General features: G+C 33.1%; 18 protein-coding genes, 1 riboswitch and 1 other annotated feature. All 18 genes read right to left on the bottom strand.

What is annotated here, in order from left to right; translation table 11 throughout:
- Nucleotides 1-118 precede the first annotated feature (118 nt).
- The 18 genes from C7J89_RS07540 to C7J89_RS07455 all read right to left on the bottom strand — a co-directional run bounded on the left by C7J89_RS07540 (nucleotide 119) and on the right by C7J89_RS07455 (nucleotide 20,739).
- A complete protein-coding gene (locus C7J89_RS07540) occupies nucleotides 119-1,042 on the bottom strand; it encodes a hypothetical protein (RefSeq protein WP_103294688.1) in 924 nt (307 codons plus the stop codon).
- Nucleotides 1,043-1,054: 12 nt separating this feature from the next.
- A complete protein-coding gene (locus C7J89_RS07535; RefSeq protein WP_061854472.1) occupies nucleotides 1,055-1,666 on the bottom strand; it encodes an NUDIX domain-containing protein in 612 nt (203 codons plus the stop codon).
- 102 nt (nucleotides 1,667-1,768) lie between these two features.
- On the bottom strand, nucleotides 1,769-2,125 hold the full coding sequence (gene rplT / locus C7J89_RS07530; RefSeq protein WP_048793476.1) for a 50S ribosomal protein L20: 357 nt from the start codon (nucleotides 2,123-2,125) through the stop codon (nucleotides 1,769-1,771).
- Between the two features lie 64 nt (nucleotides 2,126-2,189).
- Nucleotides 2,190-2,390 (bottom strand): 50S ribosomal protein L35, encoded by a 201-nt coding sequence (rpmI, locus tag C7J89_RS07525; protein ID WP_061854471.1) that lies wholly within the window; start codon nucleotides 2,388-2,390, stop codon nucleotides 2,190-2,192.
- A 27-nt stretch (nucleotides 2,391-2,417) separates the two neighbouring features.
- Nucleotides 2,418-2,945: a translation initiation factor IF-3 gene (gene infC, locus C7J89_RS07520; RefSeq protein WP_048793669.1), complete on the bottom strand. Its 528-nt coding sequence runs from the start codon at nucleotides 2,943-2,945 to the stop codon at nucleotides 2,418-2,420.
- Nucleotides 2,946-2,972: 27 nt separating this feature from the next.
- Nucleotides 2,973-3,099 (bottom strand) — a sequence feature (ribosomal protein L20 leader region).
- Nucleotides 3,100-3,159: 60 nt separating this feature from the next.
- Nucleotides 3,160-4,650: an amino acid permease gene (locus C7J89_RS07515; RefSeq protein ID WP_103294687.1), complete on the bottom strand. Its 1,491-nt coding sequence runs from the start codon at nucleotides 4,648-4,650 to the stop codon at nucleotides 3,160-3,162.
- Between the two features lie 147 nt (nucleotides 4,651-4,797).
- A riboswitch (Lysine riboswitch) is annotated at nucleotides 4,798-4,971 on the bottom strand.
- A 71-nt stretch (nucleotides 4,972-5,042) separates the two neighbouring features.
- Nucleotides 5,043-6,980, bottom strand: coding sequence for a threonine--tRNA ligase (thrS, locus tag C7J89_RS07510; RefSeq protein WP_103294686.1), 1,938 nt, complete (start codon nucleotides 6,978-6,980; stop codon nucleotides 5,043-5,045).
- Between the two features lie 329 nt (nucleotides 6,981-7,309).
- Nucleotides 7,310-8,230 carry a primosomal protein DnaI gene (gene dnaI / locus C7J89_RS07505; RefSeq protein WP_103294685.1) on the bottom strand — a complete coding sequence of 307 codons (921 nt, stop codon included), beginning with the start codon at nucleotides 8,228-8,230 and terminating at the stop codon, nucleotides 7,310-7,312.
- A complete protein-coding gene (locus tag C7J89_RS07500) occupies nucleotides 8,230-9,609 on the bottom strand; it encodes a replicative helicase loading/DNA remodeling protein DnaB (protein WP_103294684.1) in 1,380 nt (459 codons plus the stop codon). Before C7J89_RS07500 ends, dnaI begins: the two co-directional genes overlap by 1 nt.
- Nucleotides 9,609-10,079: a transcriptional regulator NrdR gene (nrdR, locus tag C7J89_RS07495; RefSeq protein ID WP_061854466.1), complete on the bottom strand. Its 471-nt coding sequence runs from the start codon at nucleotides 10,077-10,079 to the stop codon at nucleotides 9,609-9,611. Before nrdR ends, C7J89_RS07500 begins: the two co-directional genes overlap by 1 nt.
- 179 nt (nucleotides 10,080-10,258) lie before the next feature.
- Nucleotides 10,259-11,284: a type I glyceraldehyde-3-phosphate dehydrogenase gene (gene gap, locus C7J89_RS07490; RefSeq protein ID WP_103294683.1), complete on the bottom strand. Its 1,026-nt coding sequence runs from the start codon at nucleotides 11,282-11,284 to the stop codon at nucleotides 10,259-10,261.
- 133 nt (nucleotides 11,285-11,417) lie between these two features.
- The gene (gene coaE, locus C7J89_RS07485) at nucleotides 11,418-12,032 is read right to left on the bottom strand and encodes a dephospho-CoA kinase (RefSeq protein ID WP_103294682.1); all 615 of its coding nucleotides are present in this window, start codon (nucleotides 12,030-12,032) and stop codon (nucleotides 11,418-11,420) included.
- Nucleotides 12,033-12,048: 16 nt separating this feature from the next.
- A complete protein-coding gene (gene mutM, locus C7J89_RS07480; RefSeq protein WP_103294681.1) occupies nucleotides 12,049-12,921 on the bottom strand; it encodes a bifunctional DNA-formamidopyrimidine glycosylase/DNA-(apurinic or apyrimidinic site) lyase in 873 nt (290 codons plus the stop codon).
- Between the two features lie 15 nt (nucleotides 12,922-12,936).
- Complete coding sequence (gene polA, locus C7J89_RS07475) at nucleotides 12,937-15,567, bottom strand: DNA polymerase I (RefSeq protein ID WP_103294680.1); 2,631 nt, start codon at nucleotides 15,565-15,567, stop codon at nucleotides 12,937-12,939.
- Nucleotides 15,568-15,704: 137 nt separating this feature from the next.
- Nucleotides 15,705-17,387 (bottom strand): two-component system histidine kinase PnpS, encoded by a 1,683-nt coding sequence (gene pnpS, locus C7J89_RS07470; protein ID WP_103294679.1) that lies wholly within the window; start codon nucleotides 17,385-17,387, stop codon nucleotides 15,705-15,707.
- On the bottom strand, nucleotides 17,387-18,097 hold the full coding sequence (locus tag C7J89_RS07465) for a response regulator transcription factor (RefSeq protein WP_061854460.1): 711 nt from the start codon (nucleotides 18,095-18,097) through the stop codon (nucleotides 17,387-17,389). The genes pnpS and C7J89_RS07465 overlap by 1 nt, the downstream gene beginning before the upstream one ends.
- Before the next feature lie 209 nt (nucleotides 18,098-18,306).
- Nucleotides 18,307-19,575, bottom strand: coding sequence for an NADP-dependent isocitrate dehydrogenase (gene icd, locus C7J89_RS07460; RefSeq protein WP_061854459.1), 1,269 nt, complete (start codon nucleotides 19,573-19,575; stop codon nucleotides 18,307-18,309).
- A 45-nt stretch (nucleotides 19,576-19,620) separates the two neighbouring features.
- The gene (locus C7J89_RS07455; protein ID WP_061854458.1) at nucleotides 19,621-20,739 is read right to left on the bottom strand and encodes a citrate synthase; all 1,119 of its coding nucleotides are present in this window, start codon (nucleotides 20,737-20,739) and stop codon (nucleotides 19,621-19,623) included.

The raw sequence follows: 20,739 nt of genomic DNA, 5'->3' as shown, positions 1-20,739 counted from the left end.
CAACTTCATTAGTATACCATACGACAAGTGGGTATACAAACCCAGATGTTTTACAGCTAAAATAATTTGTTAAGAATTGATACTATGTTGTTTGTATACCCATAATGTAATTTATTAATTATGTTAAATTGTCTAGTTTTAGAATTAAGTTTTTAATTTCACTATGTGCTTCACCTTTGTCGATGCCTAGCATTGACTTAAAGTAATTTTCATACGTCTCAATCCACTGTTCTGAAGAAGCTATGTCATTTATATCAAGTGGATATAATAATATAGCGTGGTTATTCATAACGTGTGCTGCCTCATTAATTAATTGCGTTGCATCTTCTTCCATTAATTGAATAACGCTAGGAATAATATGCTGTTTAAGTTCTGTATGTTCTAATCCTTCTAAATTATTCGGGACAACGTCAAGCTTATAACCAAATTTTGTTAATTGAATACGCGTTTCATATTGTGCAAACCTTAAGTATTCTAACATAATGCTTACTACATTAGGTTGCAAAGTTAAAGAATTAATTAAGTGTGCCACCGTTTCTTTATAATTATATTGGTTATTATCAATTAAAGTTAAAATCGTATTGATTTGTTCTCTTAAAGATAAAGCATCAAATTGTTGCAATTGTTCGCCGGCAATTTTGTTATATTGCTCTAATTGACTAAGTGCAAATTCTTTTATTGGAAAAAGTTCCATTCTCGTTTGATGATTCTGTACTTCATCTATAATTTGATTAATAACTTCAACAACTTCAATATATTGTTTTAAATTATTTAAGCTTTTAACATAATACAATACAAGTTCATCATAATTATTAAAACCTTGCTTTAATAAAATAATAGTTTCTTCTCTAAGTTCTAAATAATAACCTAATTCATGTAATGTTGCGCATTTTAGCAATGATAGAGTTTCATCTAATTCAAAATATTGTTCAAATTCCTCGAAAAGTTCATAAACTTTTTCTAAACGATTATTGTTAAATTCAACTTTAATATCTCTTATTAACTTTTCTCTCGAACGCGGAAAAGGAATGATGTCTGACATGGCTATTCACCTCTATTGTAAAGCTTCTAAAATTAAAGAACTCCATGTTTCAAAGTCATCGTAATTATCGATACTTCCTTGTTCAACCCATTTAATTTTTAAAGTATCCGTCTCTTGTACTTCTACATCATTTGAATTCACTTTGATTTTAAATACGACACCTAGATGTACTTCGCCCACTTCATTCGTGTCATCATTAATAAAGCCTATGTATTGTAAATTTTGTGATTCCTCTGGTGCTAGCCCAACTTCTTCTTCTAACTCACGTTGCGCATTAGTTCTTAATACTTCATTAATTGTATCCGCACCAACGATATCGTTCATATGACCACCTACACCGATAGATGATTGACCATGTAAACGATCTTCACCGCCGCCAGATAGTCTTTCATAGACTAAAAGTTGATTATTTTCGTTTTCTAACAAACAATATGAAATCAATTGTTTGTAGTTAGGATCTTCTTCCATATCACCTCTACGTTTAACTTCGTATTGACTAAGTGTATCGAATATTTCTTGCCCTTTTGTACTATCGTTAGCTAAAAAGCCGTTAAATTGATTATTTTCTTCATCAAATAATATATTACGTGGCACTACTATAATGCGTTCATCGAATTTAGACATATGTATCTCCTTCATGTTTGACTTCGTAGTTATTTTATCAAATCTATTTTATATCTCAAAATAAAAAAGAGATGTAGCAAACGCCACATCTCTTTTTACTTATTATTTTAAAGCATCTTTTGCTTTAGTTACTAATTCACCGAAAGCTTTGTCGTCTGAAATAGCAATTTCAGATAACATTTTACGGTTAATGTCAATTTCAGCTTTTTTCAAGCCGTTCATTAATCTTGAGTAGCTGATGTCATGTTGACGTGCAGCTGCATTAATACGTGTAATCCATAATTTACGGAAATCACGTTTTCTTTGACGACGGTCACGGAAAGCATATTGACCTGATTTCATAACTTGTTGTTTTGCTACTTTATATAAAGTACGTTTCGCACCGAAGTAACCTTTTGCTAATTTAATCGTCTTTTTACGACGAGCTCTTGTTACTGTTCCACCTTTTACTCGTGGCATAATAAATTCCTCCTCAAAATATGTTAATTCTTTATAATGTTAATGATAAGTAAACGTTGTTTAATTATTTTTTGTAAGCTAATAATTGTTTTACGCGTTTTAAGTCAGATTTATGAACTAACTTAGCTTTACGTAATTGACGTTTTTGTTTAGTGTTTTTGTTTGCAAATAAGTGAGATGTGAAAGCTCTTGAACGTTTTAATTGTCCTGAACCAGTTCTTTTAACACGTTTAGCTGCTCCACGGTGTGTTTTCATTTTAGGCATGATAAATTTCCTCCTGTGATTTGAATATTATTTTTCAGCTGTAGGGCTTAACATAATGAACATTTGACGCCCTTCCATTTTAGGTTTTTGTTCAACTGAAGCAATATCTTTACATTCTTCAGCGAATTTTTCTAAAACGCGTTGTCCAATTTCTTTATGTGTAATTGCTCTACCTCTAAAACGAATAGAAACTTTACATTTATCCCCTTTTGATAAGAACTTACGACCATTTTTCAACTTAGTTTGGAAGTCATGTTCTTCAATAGTAGGACTTAAACGTATTTCTTTTACGTTTATTGTTTTTTGTTTCTTCTTCATTTCTTTTTCTTTTTTCTGTTGTTCGAATTTGTATTTACCGTAGTCCATAATTCTTCCAACAGGTGGTTTAGCGTTTGGCGCTACGACTACTACGTCTAAACCTACACGATCGGCCATTTCTAATGCTTCACTTTTTGGTTTAACACCAATTTGTTCGCCATCTTGACCGATTAATCTTAATTCTTTCGCACGAATCTTATCGTTTACTTGAGTTTGATCTTTAGCTATGGTTGACACCTCCATGAAATTTACGAAATTATGCCAAGTAAAAAAGCAGAGCGAGTATAAATTACACCCGCTCTGCTTTACACATGTTTACTACATGTATTATTGACCTGCCAACTGCCTTTGCGTCGCTACAGGTGAGAAGCGGGAGCTTCTACTTGGTTCGTTTCGTATTCAACGTTATTAATCATAGCAACGATTAAGACATAAGTCAACAGATATTTAATTATTTATGCGATTTTATTTCTTCCATATCAACATCTTGTCTAAGATCCACTTTTTCTAATGGAATAATCTTAGTTTTGTAACGTAATTTATGGTAGATAAAGAATGCAAAAAATACTGGGATTCCCATATAGGTAATTACAAAACGATTAAGGTTAAAATGACCTGTTTGGATAAAATCGACATCTTGACCAATAATTACGATAACACATAATATACCAGCAAAAATCGGTCCAAACGGGAATAGTTTTGCTTTATATTTTAATATCGATTTATCATAGTGTTGTTTATCAAACGCTTTTCTAAAGCGATAGTGACTTATTGCAATACCAACCCAAGCAATAAATCCAGTCATACCACTTGCAGCTACGATATATTCGTACGCATCACCACTAATATGTTGTAACGCAAAAATTGCAATTACGATAAGCGCAGTTACTAATAAAGATAGATAAGGCACTCCACTTTTATTAGTTTTAGCAAAAATTGGGAAGGCTAATTTATCTTTACTCATAGAATAAAGCATACGCGTCGAAGCGTACATACCTGAGTTCCCTGCTGATAATACCGAAGTTAAAATAACGGCATTCATAAATGATGCGGCAAACGCTAAACCTGCATTTTTAAATACAAGTGTAAATGGAGACGTTGCAACATCGCTATCGCCACCCATTAACGCTGGGCTGTTATAAGGAATAAGCATACCAATTACGAAAATTGCTAAAATGTAAAATAGTAAGATACGCCAAAATACTTGTTTGATCGCTTTAGGTACTGCACGTTCAGGGTTTTCTGATTCCCCTGCAGTTATACCTATCAATTCTGTCCCTTGGAATGAGAAACCAGCAACAAGGAATACACCAAGTATAGTTAACAAGCTGCCGCCTAAACCATGACCTAAGATTGGTCCTTGTCCTGCTGTAAAGGTATCAAATCCTACAAATTTTCCACCCATAATACCTACGATTGTTAATAAGCCAATAATAATAAAGATAATGACTGTAACAACTTTAATTAATGCGAACCAATATTCACTTTCACCATAAACACGTACTGATAACGCATTTAATCCAAAAATAATTATTAAGAAAATACTGCTCCATATCCATGCTGGTAATGATTGTAAAGGCGTCCAATATTCAATAACTTGCGCCGCTATCGTAACATCGGCTGCAACTGTAATGACCCAATTGAACCAATAGTTCCAACCTAATGCAAATCCTAAAGAAGGATCCACGAATCGCGTAGCGTATGTACTGAATGAACCAGATACAGGTAAATATGTTGCCATTTCCCCTAACGATGTCATTAGGAAAAATACCATAGCCCCGATAATTGCGTAAGCTAATAATGCACCTAATGCACCGGCATCATGAATAGCACCGCCTGATGTCATAAACAAACCAGTACCGATACAGCCACCTATCGCAATCATTGAAATATGGCGGTCTTTTAGTCCTCTTTTAACCCCATCATGTTGATTTTTTTCCATAGTAGCTTCCTTTCTGTCTTGCTTAGAGGTTTACTATTGAAAGAAACAAATTAAAAAATTTCTTATAGTAAATGTCAACCTATGTAAATTTAAAGAAAATAAAAATGGTTGCATACCTTCCGATATGCAACCGCTGTGTTATCAATCATACTAGGTAGCACATCACATATGTGACAGTCCAGTATCTTATCGATGACTGACCCAACACACAACAATAATGGTTATTGTGTGTTTCGGCATTTTTACCTTTTGCTATTTCAATCTGGGCTCCATCAAGCCATTGAAAAGTTACTGATTAAAAATGCAACCTCTAACTCAAAGTTTATTTAAATTTTAATTATTTACTGTTTCACTACTCATCAATATACATGAATAATTGATTTGTTTCAACACTATCTTTGCTTTTTCAGACGAATCTCATCTACTAAATTCCAAATAAAGTCATCTTTTTCTACAGTTTCTTGATCTTGAGAACCATATTTACGTACATTTACTTCATTATTTTCCATTTCTTTATCACCTACAACGAGCTGATAAGGAATTTTTTGCATTTGTGCTTCACGTATTTTATAACCCATTTTTTCATTACGATCATCAATTTCTACTCTTACGCCTTGAGATTTTAACTCATCTTGTAAGTTTCGAGCATAATCATAATGTAAATCAACATTTACTGGTATGATTTCAACTTGCATTGGCGCTAACCATGTTGGGAACGCCCCTTTAGTTTCTTCAGTTAAGAAAGCAACAAATCTTTCCATTGTTGATACGACACCTCTATGAATAACAACTGGACGATGTTGTTCGCCATCATTTCCAATATAAGTTAATTCAAATTTTTGAGGAAGTAAGAAATCTAATTGAGCAGTACTTAAAGTTTCTTCTTTACCCATTGCAGTTTGCACTTGGACATCAAGTTTTGGACCGTAGAATGCCGCTTCACCAACTGCTTCAACATATTCTAATCCTAACTCGTCCACTGCCTCTTTTAACATACTCTCAGCTTTTACCCACATGTCATCGTCATCGTAATATTTTTCTTTGTCTTCAGGATCTCTGTAACTTAAGCGGAAGTTATAATTTTCAAAGCCAAAATCTTCGTATACATCTATTATTAAATTAACAACGCGTTTAAATTCTTCTTTAATTTGATCAGGTCGCACGAAAATATGCGCATCATTTAAAGTCATGCCTCGTACACGTTGTAAACCTGATACTGCACCACTAGCTTCGTAACGATGCATTGTACCTAATTCAGCAATACGAATTGGTAATTCACGGTAAGAATGTGGTTTATTCGCATAAATCATCATGTGGTGAGGACAATTCATTGGGCGTAATACCATTTCTTCTTGTTCATCTAGTTTCATTGTTGGGAACATGTCTTCATTGTAGTGATCCCAGTGACCTGACTTTTTATATAAGTCAGTGTTTGCCATAACTGGTGTATAAACATGGTCATAACCCATACTTACTTCTTTATCAACAATGTAACGTTCAATTTCACGACGAATTGTAGCACCATTTGGCAACCATAATGGTAGTCCAGCACCAACGAGTTGATTATTAGCAAATAACTCTAAATCTTTCCCAATACGTCTATGGTCACGTTCTTTACGCTCTTCTAACATTTTCAAGTGTGCTTTTAAATCTTTTTTGTCAAAGAAGGCAGTACCATAAATACGTTGTAACATTTTATTGTTACTGTCGCCTCTCCAGTATGCGCCTGCTGTAGATAACAATTTGAATTCTCTAATTTTTGAAGTAGATGGCACATGAACGCCACGGCATAAATCAGTGAATTCACCTTGCGAATATAAAGTAACGTTTTCATCTGCTGGTATTGCATCAATTAACTCTAATTTATAAGGGTCATCACTAAAGAATGCTTTCGCTTCATCACGTGTAACTACTTTACGCTCAATTTTGTGATTTTCATCAACGATTTGTTTCATAGTTTTTTCAATTTTTTCAAAATCATCAGATGAAATGGATTCGTCCATATCGAAGTCATAATAAAAGCCACCTTCGATAACTGGACCTACTCCAAATTTAACATCTCCGTATAAGCGTTTTAATGCTTGTGCCATTAAATGAGCTGTTGAGTGTCTTAACACTTCTAATGCTTCTTCACTACCTGGCGTTACGATTTCAATAGCGCCATCTGATTCTAATGGTCTAGTTAAATCTACTAATTTATCATTAAATTTACCTGCAACTGCTTTTTTACGTAAACCGGGACTAATAGATTGTGCTATTTCTTCTGTAGTAGTCCCTTTATCGAATTCCTTTGAATTACCATCTGGGAATTGAATATTAATTTGTTCCATAGTTAAACCCTCCTATTTTGAACTCACTCTGCATAAAACGAAATAAAAAAACCCCGTCCCCTAAAAAAGGGACGAGGTCTTCGCGGTACCACCCTAAAATAATATATTAAACGTTTTATCATCGCCTAATATAAACTCTACTTAAGATAACGGTCTTGAGCCGAGTGTTCATTACAAACACTGTACTTGAGGGAGTAATAAAATTATTATGATAGTCATATTCTCATCAGCTAATGACTTTCTGGATATCAGTGAATAAATTATCATGTCCTCAATTTATTTCGCTTTAATTTAGATTTAAATTTATTATACAACATTTATTTAATTTTTCAAACATCACGATAATTTTTCCCTTCTAAATAATAAGGTGTCGATAACGTTTTAATACGTTCTAAAATTCGTGCAGCTTTCGTTTTTTCAGTACCATCACGTGTCACTGATAAATGGTGTTCTAATTCTTTGAAATTTAAATTCGAACTAAAGAATGTTGGTAATTCATGCACCATTCTATAATGTAAAATAGGTCCAATAACTTCGTCTCTAACCCATGGTGTAATTTCTTCTGCACCGATGTCATCAAGCATCAAAATATTCGCTTCTCGTACAGTAGCTAATTTTGATTCAAAACTTCCATCTTTAAATCCACTTTTTAATGTACGTATAAATTCCGGCAAATAAATAATAGTAGATGGTATTTTTTTAGTTTTTAGCTGATTTGCTATAGCACCTAAAATAAATGATTTACCTGTACCAAACTGACCGTATAAATATAAACCTTTAACATTCGTTTTGTCATTCGCTATATCATTACATATTTCATCTGCTTTCATTGCTGCTTCTAGTCTTTTACCATCCATATGGATGTCTTTTAACTTCGCATTCAATGTATCACGTTGCATATGATGGGAGGTAATTAAATGAGCATTAAACTTCTCTTCATCGTGTTTAATCTTACATGGGCATTGTAAGTATCTTATTTTGATATGATTATGCTCGATATAAAGTTCTGGTACATGACCTTTTACAAAGTTTGGGCAATCTTCAAAACGATGACCGTCATAATGTTTTTGTTGATCTTTGTATTCTTGTAGGACATTTAAATCTTCATCAATCATCGCATTAGTAAGTTCAGACTGATGCTCGGTTAAAAATGCTTTAACGTCTTTATCATTCACAACATCTTGTTTGATTTTAGCAATACGTTTTGTTAGATCATTTGATTCGCCCATTATATTTTCAAAGCTTTTCATTAGTCATCATCCCCCCATCTTTCTTTTAAATGTTGTAAGAACGCGGCACGTTCTTTTTCATGTTCAGAATCATCTGTTGCTGTTGTTTCATTTTCTGACTGCTTTTGTTGATCATTATTTGTATTATCTCTTTCTAATAGCCATTTCGGCGTCATCTCTTTTGAAACTAAATTTGCTCTTGGTTGTTTGAAATTACGTTGAGATCTTTGTTGTTGTTCTTCTTCGTTTATTTTCTTGGCAAACGGCTCTGCTTCTTGCGCAGTTTTTAATCCTTTACGTTTCCAATGCGCCGCGATAGTTAACGTATATTTTTTAGGCAAACGCATATCTCGTTTTAACATAACAAATTGCAATAATATATTAATCACACCGAATGGTAACTGTTCTCTTTCGACCAACTCTTCAACTAATTTCTTTTCGTCTAAACTAATTTCAGAGCCTTTCCATGCAGTCAACATTTCAATTGGACTCACACGATTCAATTGTTCTAAACGATCTTCTTCAGCAGCTTGACCATTGTCTTCGGACTGGACCATGTCTTGTTGTTTTAATTGTAATGATGGCAAACTTTGTTCGTGTTCCATTTGGTAATAAGTACGAGCATATTTACGCATATCTTCAAACGATAATTGTTGTGCGCTCGTGATTGATTTTAAAATCACGCTTTTCATAGCTTCTGGCGTTAGGCCATATAAGGTAGCAAGCTGCGTAATTAAAGCTTTAGCATCAGCGTTAATAATTTCTGTACTAATAAAATGCGACTGTAATAAGTCATAAAGTGCCTCAAAGTCGAAGTCTACTTTCGCTAAATTCAAACCTTCATAACTTTTCTCACGTTTAATGTTAGAAACATCATTGTGAAACTGCTTGTTAGGTACTGAAAACACATCGGTAAACTTGCGTGTTATTTCTTGATAATCGCTAAGGTTAAACGCTGTACCGGCCTCAAAATGAGCTTTTAGCTGATGATAACGTTCTTTGCCCACTGCGGTAAATAAAAATATCGATAACATAGGGTCGCTAAAAAACTGATACGCCGTTGGTGGTTGAATAAGTTTATAGACAAAAGATGAAGTATTACTATCATGGTGCACATAACTTTTGACTAAACCTATAGCCTCTAGTGAGTCCATTTGTGTTCTAAATTCGCTTAAATTAATTTGTAATTCACTCATTACAACATAATGTGTGGTTACTATTTCAACTTTTTGTGTTACAAATTGCTCTAAATAGTAATAAAGCCCCATTGCATTGGGACCTACTAATGGAGTGAATAGTCTATTTAATATATCTAAATGTTGTTCATTAATGGAAAAATCGCGGATAACATTAAAGTTATCTTGAGGTCTCAATCCAAAATCCGAAGATTGCAAACCCATTATGAATCACTCCGTTTATTTTCTGATAAGATACCTTGCATCGATTGTAATAATTGATCTACATCTTTAAATTCTTTATAGACTGATGCAAAGCGCACGTATGATACTTGGTCTACATGCATTAATAAATTCATTACATATTCACCAATGTCTCTTGAAGAGATTTCAGCACGCCCTTCATCTCTAAGACGCCATTCGACTTTATTAGTGATATCTTCTAATTGCTCATATCTCACTGGTCTTTTTTCACATGAGCGAACTAAACCATTTAAGATTTTTTCGCTTAAAAATTGTTCACGTGTACCATCTTTTTTCACTACGATTAATGGTCTTTTTTCAATATGCTCAAATGTTGTAAATCTTGTATTACAAACTTCACATTCTCTACGACGGCGAATCGCGTTAACTTCATCAGCGTGACGAGAATCTACGACACGTGAATGCGTTGAATTACATTTTGGACATTTCATTGTGCTATCACCCTCTTCAGTTGATTCGACTTTATTATACTATAAATAACTATACGACAAAAGAATGATGTCACAGTTAAAAGTACATCACTATTTTTTTGTGAAATACTATATATTATAACAAAAAAATGTCAGAATCTAAATTCTGACATTTTTATATTATGCGTTTTTATCTAAGTTTAACTAATTAGTACGTCCGCTTCGGAATTTAACAATTGTCCTAATTGCGCAGCTACTTCAACTACTCTATTTGAATAGCCCCATTCATTATCATACCAAGCAATCACTTTTACTTTGTTGTCGCCCATAACCATTGTACTTTGTGTATCAACAATAGCTGAATGTGGGTTTGTATTAAAGTCTACTGAAACTAACGGTGCGTCTTCTGTAGCTAAAACACCTTGTAAATCATTTTCTTTAAATGCATTATTTACTTCTTCTGCCGTTACATTTTGTTCTAAGTCAACGACTAAATCAACTAATGATACATTTTTTGTTGGAACTCTAAGTGCCATACCATGTAGCTTGCCATCTAATTCAGGTAAAACTTCTCTTAATGCTTTTGCTGCACCGGTAGAAGTTGGTATTATACTTTCGCTACATGAACGCGCACGTCTTAAATCTTTATGAGGGTTATCAATATTATTTTGATCGTTAGTAATTGAATGTACAGTCGTCATTAATCCGTTAACGATACCAAATTTATCATTTAAAACTTTAGCAACTGGTCCAATACAGTTGGTTGTGCAAGAAGCATTACTAAATATGTCATACTTATTAATATCTAAGTTATCATTATTAACGCCTTTTACAACCATTTGTACGTCGCCACCTTTAGATGGTCCCGTAAGTAATACTTTTTTAGCCCCAGCATTAATATGGCCAACTGCTTTATCTCCATGGTTAAATTTACCAGTAGCTTCTATCACGATATCGATATTAAGTGATTTCCACGGTAAATTCTCAGGATTTCTATCTGATACTAATTTAATTTCATGGTCTCCTAATTTAATACCATTTTCAGTCGGCTCAACTTTTAAATCGTATGTACCATGCGTAGTATCATAATTAATTAAATGAGCTATAGTTTCTGGTGAATAACTAGCGTTAATTGCTACCACGTTTAAATCCTCATTTTTAAGTGCGATACGTAAAGCCATTCGCCCTATTCTACCCATTCCATTAATTGCTATATTAGTCGTCATCGAATGCACCTCTCAAATTTATGTTATACTTTATAGAAATTAGTATAACATATTAATTAAAAAATGAAAGCGTTTGCTTTAAAAAATTAAAAATTACCATTAGCGCTTCTAAGTAAAACGCTAATGGCGAATATTAAAGATGCTCAGTTTCATCAATATAGCCTTGTTCAATTAATAAACTTTCTAAATTTTGCTTTAAATCAAGCTTAGAATCTCTATTATCGATGACATGATCTGCCATTCTACGTTTTTTATCTATAGAGATTTGACTTAGTACGCGTGCTTTGGCATCTTCAAGTGATAAATTATTTCGTTCCATTAAACGGTCAATTTGAATACTTTCTGAAGTATAAACTAACCACACTTCGTCAACAGTATCTTGTAATTCATTTTCAAATAATAATGGAATATCCATAATTACGTTATACCCTTGGTTAAGGTACTCATTTTTTTCGTTTTCCATAATATCATGGACGATTGGATGTACAATCTCATTTAATTCTAATCGTTTTTCCGGTTGATTAAATACAACATTACCGACATAAGCGCGGTCCATTTCTCCATTTTCATCAATAGCATCATCACCAAAGGCTGCTTTTACTTTTGCTAATCCTTCACTACCTTTTTCGACTGCTTTTCTTGAAGCAACATCTGCATCTACAATTTTGAAACCATGTACAGATAAAACTTCTGATACTGTAGATTTACCGGTTGCAATTCCACCGGTAAGCCCTATTACTTTTGGCATAAATTTCACTCTTCCTTTATTTTTGACAAGTAGGACAGTAATGACTGTTACGTGTTGCAATAACTTGTGTTTCTATATCACTGCCACATACTTTGCATGTTTTTTGTTTATATACATTGAGGTGTAATTGCATTGTTCCTGTCTTACCATCGGCATGTCGATAATCAGAAACACTAGTCCCGCCATATTTTATACCCTCGGATAACACTTCCCGAACATAATAAAATAACATTTCTCTTTCTTGGTTATTTAAACTATTTGTCGTTCGATTAGGATGAATGCCAGCTCTAAATAACGCTTCGCAAGCATATATATTACCACACCCTGCTATCACTCTATGATCTAAAATCATTTGCTTAATAGGTTTTTTTACGTAGCTTTTACGGTCAAACCATGATAGATAATGACTTAATGCCTCATCCTCGAAAGGTTCTGGAGCTATTTCTAAGAACGATGGGTAGGCTTCTAATGAAGGTACATTTCTAATTTCTCCAAATCTTCTAATATCAGAATAAACCAGTAACATATCATTATCCAACGTAAAAATGACGTGCCAGTGATTACGATAATTTTTAACAGTTATATCATCTAAACTTCTGACTATAAAAAATCCGCCTGCCATTCCTAGATGACTAATTAAAATTCTATGTTCGTGTTCATTAACTAAATGAAAAACGATGTATTTACTACGTCTTTCAATTTGTTCTATAACAAAATTTTCTGTAAAAGTTTTAAAAGTATCCAGTGACATGCCTTTTATTATTGTTTCTCGTCCGTCAGCTTTACCTTCTTTTACTTTATCAGAAAAAATAACAGATGTTATCGTTTGTCCTTTAGCATATGGCTCAATGCCTCTTTTAACATGTTCAACTTCTGGTAGTTCTGGCATGATAATCCAACTTTCTTATTTTGCATCGTACCAAGTATCACCATAGTTACATTCAACTAATAGTGGTACATCTAAAGGTAATGCATTATCCATAATATTTTCTATAAATTCACTAAAATCATCAACTTCATCTTTTGGTACTTCGAAAATTAATTCATCGTGTACTTGAAGTAATAATTTTACATTGAACGATTCATTTTTAACTGCCTTATCAAAATTCACCATCGCTAGCTTGATAATATCAGCTGCACTACCTTGAATAGGCGTATTCATAGCAGTACGTTCAGCGAAGCTACGCAAATTAAAATTACGACTTGTGATGTCTGGAATATAACGACGTCGATGCATGAGCGTTTCCACAAATCCTTGGGCTTTTGCATCTTTAACAATATCAGTCATATATTGTTTTACGCCAGGAAAGCTATCTAAATAATCATCGATAAATTGCTTTGCTTGTTTACGTGTTATACCTAGGTTTTGACTTAAGCCATAATCACTAATACCATATACAATCCCAAAGTTTACCGCTTTTGCTTGTCTACGCATTAAGCTATCAACTTCATCAGCACTTACACCAAACACTTTGACTGCCGTTGCAGTATGAATATCTTCATTGTTTTTGAAGGCTTGGATAATACTTTCATCTTGTGTGATGTGCGCCAATACACGTAATTCAATTTGCGAATAATCGGCTGAGAAGATAACAGTATCTTTATCAGATGATTTAAATGCTTTTCTAATTTTACGTCCTTCTTCAAGGCGTACAGGAATGTTTTGTAGATTTGGGTCTATTGACGATAGTCTACCTGTCTGAGCTAATGTTTGGTTGAATCTTGAGTGTATTCTATTATCATCACTGATTACTTTTTGAAGACCTTCAACATAAGTTGATTGTAATTTAGATAATTGACGATATTCTAAAATATAATCAATGATCGGATGTTCACCTTTTAATTGTTCTAATACATCAACTGCAGTAGAATAACCAGTCTTTGTCTTTTTAATAACAGGTAATTTTAATGTTTCAAATAAGACAACGCCTAATTGTTTTGGAGAATTAATATTGAACTCTTCTCCAGCTGAGTCATATATATTAGCGATTAATTTATCCAATTTGTTTTGTATTTCGATTTCCATCTCTTTTAATTCACTAGCTTCAGTATAAATACCAGTTTCTTCCATTTTGCTTAAAATTTTAGCTAATGGTAATTCTAAGTCTTTTAATAGTTCGACTTGGTTATATTCTTCCAGTTGTTCTTCCATTTTAGTTGTTGCATTATGAATGGCATGAACAATATTGGCTACGTAGTCGTTTAACACTTCATCTTCTGGAATTTGGCGTTTTTTCCCTTTACCAAATACACTGACATTTGTTTTTAAATATGTTTGTCCATAATAACTAACAACAGAATGAACATCATCGATAGTTCTTGATGGGTCAATAATATAACTAGCTAACATAGCATCGAAAACAATTTCATTAATATCAATATTTAATCTATGTGCAGCTACGTAAGTTTTCTTAGCATCATAGACAATCTTTTGTGTTTCACTACTTTCTAACCATTGTACCAATTCTTTATGTTCGCTTATGTTTTGTGCATCGATAACGACATGATGCGTACCATCAAAAAGTCCGAATTTTAAAATTTGATCTTTTAAATAATTTGTATCTTCTAATTCAAAATGAATAGTAGCTTGTTGTAAATTAGCAAAATCTATATTGGCAAAATCTTGTTCCACAGTTAATTCAAGTGCCTCTTCGCTCTCGCTTGTGCCGTCTACATTTAATTGATCTAAAAGTTGTTTAAACTCTAGTTTTTTAAACAATTCAATTTTTTCTGTTTCATCATTATTCGATGGCATTTCAGTGTCTTTTAACGATACTGCTATCGGACTATCACGATTAATCGTAGCAAGTTGTTTACTCATCAATGCATCGTCTTTACTATTTTCTAGTTTTTCTTTTAACTTTTTACCAGAAACGCTACCGATGTTGTCATAAACATTTTCAACTGTTTGAAATTCATTTAATAATTTGATAGCTGTTTTTTCACCTACGCCAGCTACACCAGGAATATTATCGGAAGCATCACCCATTAGACCTTTCATATCAATAATTTGGTCAGGCGTTAAACCGTTATATTTTTCCGCGATAAATTCAGGCGTATAGTGGTCTACATCCGTAACACCTTTTTTAGTATAATATATCGTTACATTATCACTAGCTAATTGTGTTAAGTCTCGGTCACCAGTAACAATAATTGTTTCATATCCAGCTGAATGTGCTTCTTTACTAAGCGTACCTATAATATCATCAGCTTCATAATTCTCTAATTCGTATCTTTTAATACCATATGCATCTAATAATTGACGTACATATGGTAATTGCTCACTTAATTCTGGGGGCGTTTTTTGTCGGCCACCTTTATATTCACTATAAGTGTCATGTCGAAAAGTTGTTTTACCCGCGTCAAATGCCACTAAAAAGTTCGTAGGTTGTTCTTCTTTAATTATTTTTTCTAATAACATCGCAAAACCATATACCGCATTTGTATGGATGCCTGCTTTGTTTTGCAATAAAGGTAACGCATAAAATGCTCTAAAGCTTAAACTATTACCATCTATTAAAATTAATTTATTCACTTTGTTAACCTCCAGAACTAATTTAGTTATTATTTTATCATAATCTATCATTATACCGTACTTTTTACGCTAAATTTAATAAGCAAAAAAGTTCCTACAATTACTATAAATTGTAGGAACTTTGTTATAAAGTATCATCAAAAAATAACTTTGAATGTTGAACCTTCGTTTGGTTTAGACGAAACACTGATACGCCCTTTATGTGCTTCTACTATATGTTTAGCGATTGATAAACCTAAACCAGTGCCACCAGAATCTCTACTTCTAGCTTTATCAACTCTATAAAATCGCTCAAAGATATGTTGCTGGTCTTCTTCTTTTATACCAATACCAAAATCTTTTACAATCAATACTGATTTTTGTTTATCTTCAAATACTTTAACAATAATTTCGCTATTTTCTGGCGAATAATTAATTGCGTTAGAAACTAAATTAATAACTACTTGTGAAATTTTATCTTGATTTGCTTCAATAAAAACATTTGCATCAAGGCTTGTATTTATTGTTATTGCTTTCCTCTCTGCAATGGTTTGTAGACTATCAATATTACTTTGTACAACATCGGCAAAGTTAAGTCGTGTAGTTTCAATTTCACTTTGCTGTTCTACATGGGATAAATCTAACAAATCGAAAACAAGTGTCTCTATACGTTCAGATTCTTTCAGTATAATATCTAAAAACGCATTTAATGACTGTGGATCGTCTTTGGCTCCATCTATTAAAGTTTCCGCAAAACCTTTGATAGATGTTATGGGTGTTTTCAGTTCATGCGACACATTAGCAACAAACTCTCTTCTTAAATTTTCTAATTTTTTGAGATTTGTTATGTCGTGTAAAACGATAACCATGCCGTATAAATTCTTTTTAGATTTAGATAAAATTGGAACACATGCCGTATCAAAATATTTTTCATGCACTTGACTCACTTTTAATTTCAACTGATGATAAAGTGCTTTTTCCATTTTAAAAGCGTCCGTAATTAATGCTTGAACGTCATCGTCTAATATTTCTGTATAACTATGATGTTCAACCACAATATCAGGCGTGAATACTTCATAATAAGTTCTATTAGCTATAACAATTTCACCATATTTATCAATCATTAAAATCGAACTTGGTATATTTTCCAAAGTTGTTTTTAAGCGATTAGATTGTAACTTTTGCTGGTTATTTAAACGTTGCAATCTTCTTGCTAATTCATTAGTAGTAACAAATAGTTCTTTTGTTTCTTTCACGTTACTTTCCGGAACCCTTACGTGGTAATACCCTTCCGCTAATAATTGCGTTGCGTATGTCACTTCTTTTATTGGCATAATATATGTACGGTTAATCATTCTAACTACTAAAAACATGACTAGTAATACGACAATGCCTGTTAATAACAAGTAATACCATATCTTCATTTGCAAATTATGTAAGTGATTGTTTACACCACTAATGATTACTGTGTGGTTATTACTAGTAGTTTCATACGTGTAACGATGTTGCTTTTTAAATTTATCATAGCGCAAAGATGTGTCAGCAGTCATTTTTGAAATAGAAGCATTTATTGGGACCTTCGTAGTACGCGAATATGTTTTTTTGCCTTTTTGTTTAATCTGAATCGATAATTGTTCATTTTTAATTAACTTAGCTAGCTCATTTTGTTTGTTTTGATTTAACAAATTTACAAAATGCGTCGCTTTATGGTCAAGAATTTGTTGTTGATTTTGTGTTACTGTAGTATAAATCACATGTGTAACAATAAATCCTAAGGCAAGAAAACTTACGATTGTTATTGTACATAAAATAATTAATAACCGTTGATGAAATTTCAACATTAAACCTTTGGTCTCTCTAATTTGTAACCTAATCCACGAACAGTTTTAATTAGTTTTGGCTGTTTAGGATTGTCTTCTAATTTATCTCTTAAATGACTAATATGTACATCAACAATTCGAGAGTCACCAGCAAATTCATAGTTCCACACTGAATTTAACATATGTTCGCGTGTAATTACTCTACCTTGTCTGTCAATTAAATATAATAATAATTCAAACTCTTTAGGCGTTAATTCTAACAACTCTCCATTACGGTAAACTTCAAAAAAGTCAGGTCTTATTTTAATAGAACCAATATGAATATCCTCAGAGCTATCAGTATTTTCACTCAACTCCGTTATCATCGCAGAGCGTCTCAAGATTGCTTTGACACGTGCTACAACTTCTCTAGGCGAAAATGGTTTCGTCATATAATCATCTGCGCCTAATTCTAGACCTAATACGCGATCAAACTCATCATCCTTCGCAGTCAACATCAAGATTGGCACTAAATTTTTATCTGCGCGAATTTGCTTACACACTTCAATACCATCTTTTTTAGGTAACATAACATCTAATACAACTACTTCAGGTTTTACTGCATTAACTTTTGCTAATGCTTCTTCACCATCATAGGCTACTTCTATATTGTAACCAGCTTGTTCTAAATTATATTTAAGCAACGTTACAATTGATTGTTCGTCATCAACTACAAGTACTGTTTGAGACATAACGTACCTCCATTAATATATTTACATCGTAATTATAACCTAAATAGTCATAAAAATAACACAATTGACATTGATTTACATAATCTTAACATTTACTTAATTTTGCTCTTACAAAAATTTGAAATATAAAAGAAGCACTCCCTGAATAATCAAGGAGTGCTCATCACAAAACAAACTATAACTAGTCTTTTATTTAACTTAAACAGTTATTAGCTTAAGTTTTTAATTAACTCGTCTGCGAATTGTGAAGTTGAAACTTCTTCTGCACCGTCCATTAAACGTGCAAAGTCATAAGTAACAACTTTAGACGCAATTGTTTTTTCAATTGAATCAGTAATTTTATCTGCAGCTTCTTGCCATCCTAAGTGTTCTAACATTAATACGGCACTTAAGATTTCAGAAGATGGGTTTACTTTGTTTTGGTCAGCATATTTAGGAGCAGTACCATGAGTAGCTTCGAAAATTGCATGCCCGCTTTCATAGTTAATATTAGCTCCTGGAGCGATACCAATACCGCCAACTTGTGCTGCTAATGCATCTGATACATAGTCACCATTCAAGTTCATTGTAGCAACTACATCATGATCTGCTGGACGTGTAAGAATTTGTTGTAAGAAGATATCAGCAATTGAATCTTTGATGATAATTTTGCCTTCTTGTTCAGCTTTATCTTGAGCAGCGTTAGCTTCGTCCTTACCTTGTTCTTCAACGATTTGGTCATATTGTTGCCAAGTGAATACTTTGTCAGCAAATTCATTATGAGCAACGTCATAACCCCATTGTTTGAAAGCACCTTCAGTAAATTTCATGATGTTACCTTTGTGTACTAATGTAACAGATTTACGGTTATTATCTAATGCATATTGGATAGCTGCACGTACTAAACGTTCAGTACCTTCTTTAGATACTGGTTTAATACCGATACCTGAAGTTTCTGGGAAGCGAATGTTTTTAGCGCCCATTTCGTTTTGTAAGAAATCAACAACTTTTTTAACTTCTGAAGTACCTTCTTTAAATTCAATACCAGCATAAATATCTTCTGTGTTTTCACGGAAAATAACCATGTCAGTTTCTTCTGGTCTTTTAACAGGTGAAGGTACACCTTTGAACCAACGAACTGGTCTTAAACAAGTGAATAAGTCTAATTCTTGACGTAAAGCTACGTTTAACGAACGAATACCGCCACCGATTGGTGTAGTTAAAGGTCCTTTAATAGCAATTAAATATTCTTCGATTGCTTCTAATGTTTCTTTAGGTAACCATTCGCCTGTTTCATCGTAAGCTTTTTGACCAGCTAATACTTCTTTCCAGTCAATTTTCTTTTCGCCATTATAAGCTTTTTCTACGGCAGCATCGATAACTCTGCTTGCTGCTTTCCAGATGTCTGGACCAATGCCGTCACCAATAATATATGGAATTGTTGGTTCATTTGGTACTGATAAACCGTCGTTGTTTTTTACAATTTTGTTTCCTGCCATTTCAAAAAACCTCCGAATATTTTAGTCTATAATAATTATTATTTATTATCTTTCTTCAATTGGTACATAAGTTCTGTTAACTTCACCTACATAATGAGCTCTTGGACGCATAATTCTATTATCTTCATATTGTTCAAGAATGTGTGCAATCCAACCTGAAGTTCTACTTACAGCAAAAATTGGTGTGAATAAGTCATGTTCAATGTTAAGACTGTGATATACAGTAGCACTGAAAAAGTCTACATTTGCAATTAAACCTTTTTCTTTTTTCATTTTGTCTGCAATTTTCACAGAAATATCAAATAACTGACTTTGACCAGTTTCATTTGTAATTTTTCTGCTCATTTCTTTTAAGAACTTCGCTCTTGGGTCACCGTCTTTATAAACACGGTGTCCGAAGCCCATGATTTTTTCTTTGTTTTTGATTTTGTTGTCGATATATTCATCAACTTCATCTTCTGATTTAACTTCAGCTAACATGCTCATTACACGTTCATTTGCCCCGCCGTGTAAAGGTCCTTTTAATGAACCAACAGCAGCTACAATACCTGAATACATATCAGATAATGATGATACAGCACATCTTGCTGTAAATGTTGATGCATTAAATTCGTGGTCAGCATGTAATACTAACGCTTTGTTAAATGCTTCAACTTCGATGTCAGTAGGTAATTCTCCTCTTAACATATACAAGAAGTTTCCTGCATAGTTTAAGTCTTTATTTGGTTTAACTGGATCTTTACCTTCTCTCACACGAGCAAAAGCAGTTACTAATGAAGCGATTTTCGCTTGAATGCGAATACCTCGCTCTAATGTTTCTGTATCGTCTTCTGCTTCAGCTTTAGGATCAAAGTGAGCAATGTAAGATACTGAAGTTCTTAAAGCAGTCATAGGATGCACATTATCTGTAGCATATTCCTTAAAGTGACTATACACTCTAGGATTTAACTCCATATAACTTAATAGTTTTTCTTTTAAAGTTTTAAGTTCTTCAGCGTTTGGTAATCGATAATGCCATAATAAAAAGATTATTTCTTCGAATTCAGCATTATTCGCTAAATCATCTATGTCATAGCCCGCATATGTTAATTGACTGTCGATGATTGAACTAACTTTAGTTTCGGCAGCTAGAACCCCTTCTAAGCCTTTTTGTACGTTTGCCAT

This window comes from Staphylococcus kloosii (assembly GCF_003019255.1).
Lineage (GTDB): Bacteria > Bacillota > Bacilli > Staphylococcales > Staphylococcaceae > Staphylococcus > Staphylococcus kloosii.
Note: the sequence above shows the minus strand (reverse complement) of the source record. Positions and strands in the feature narration are given on the sequence as shown.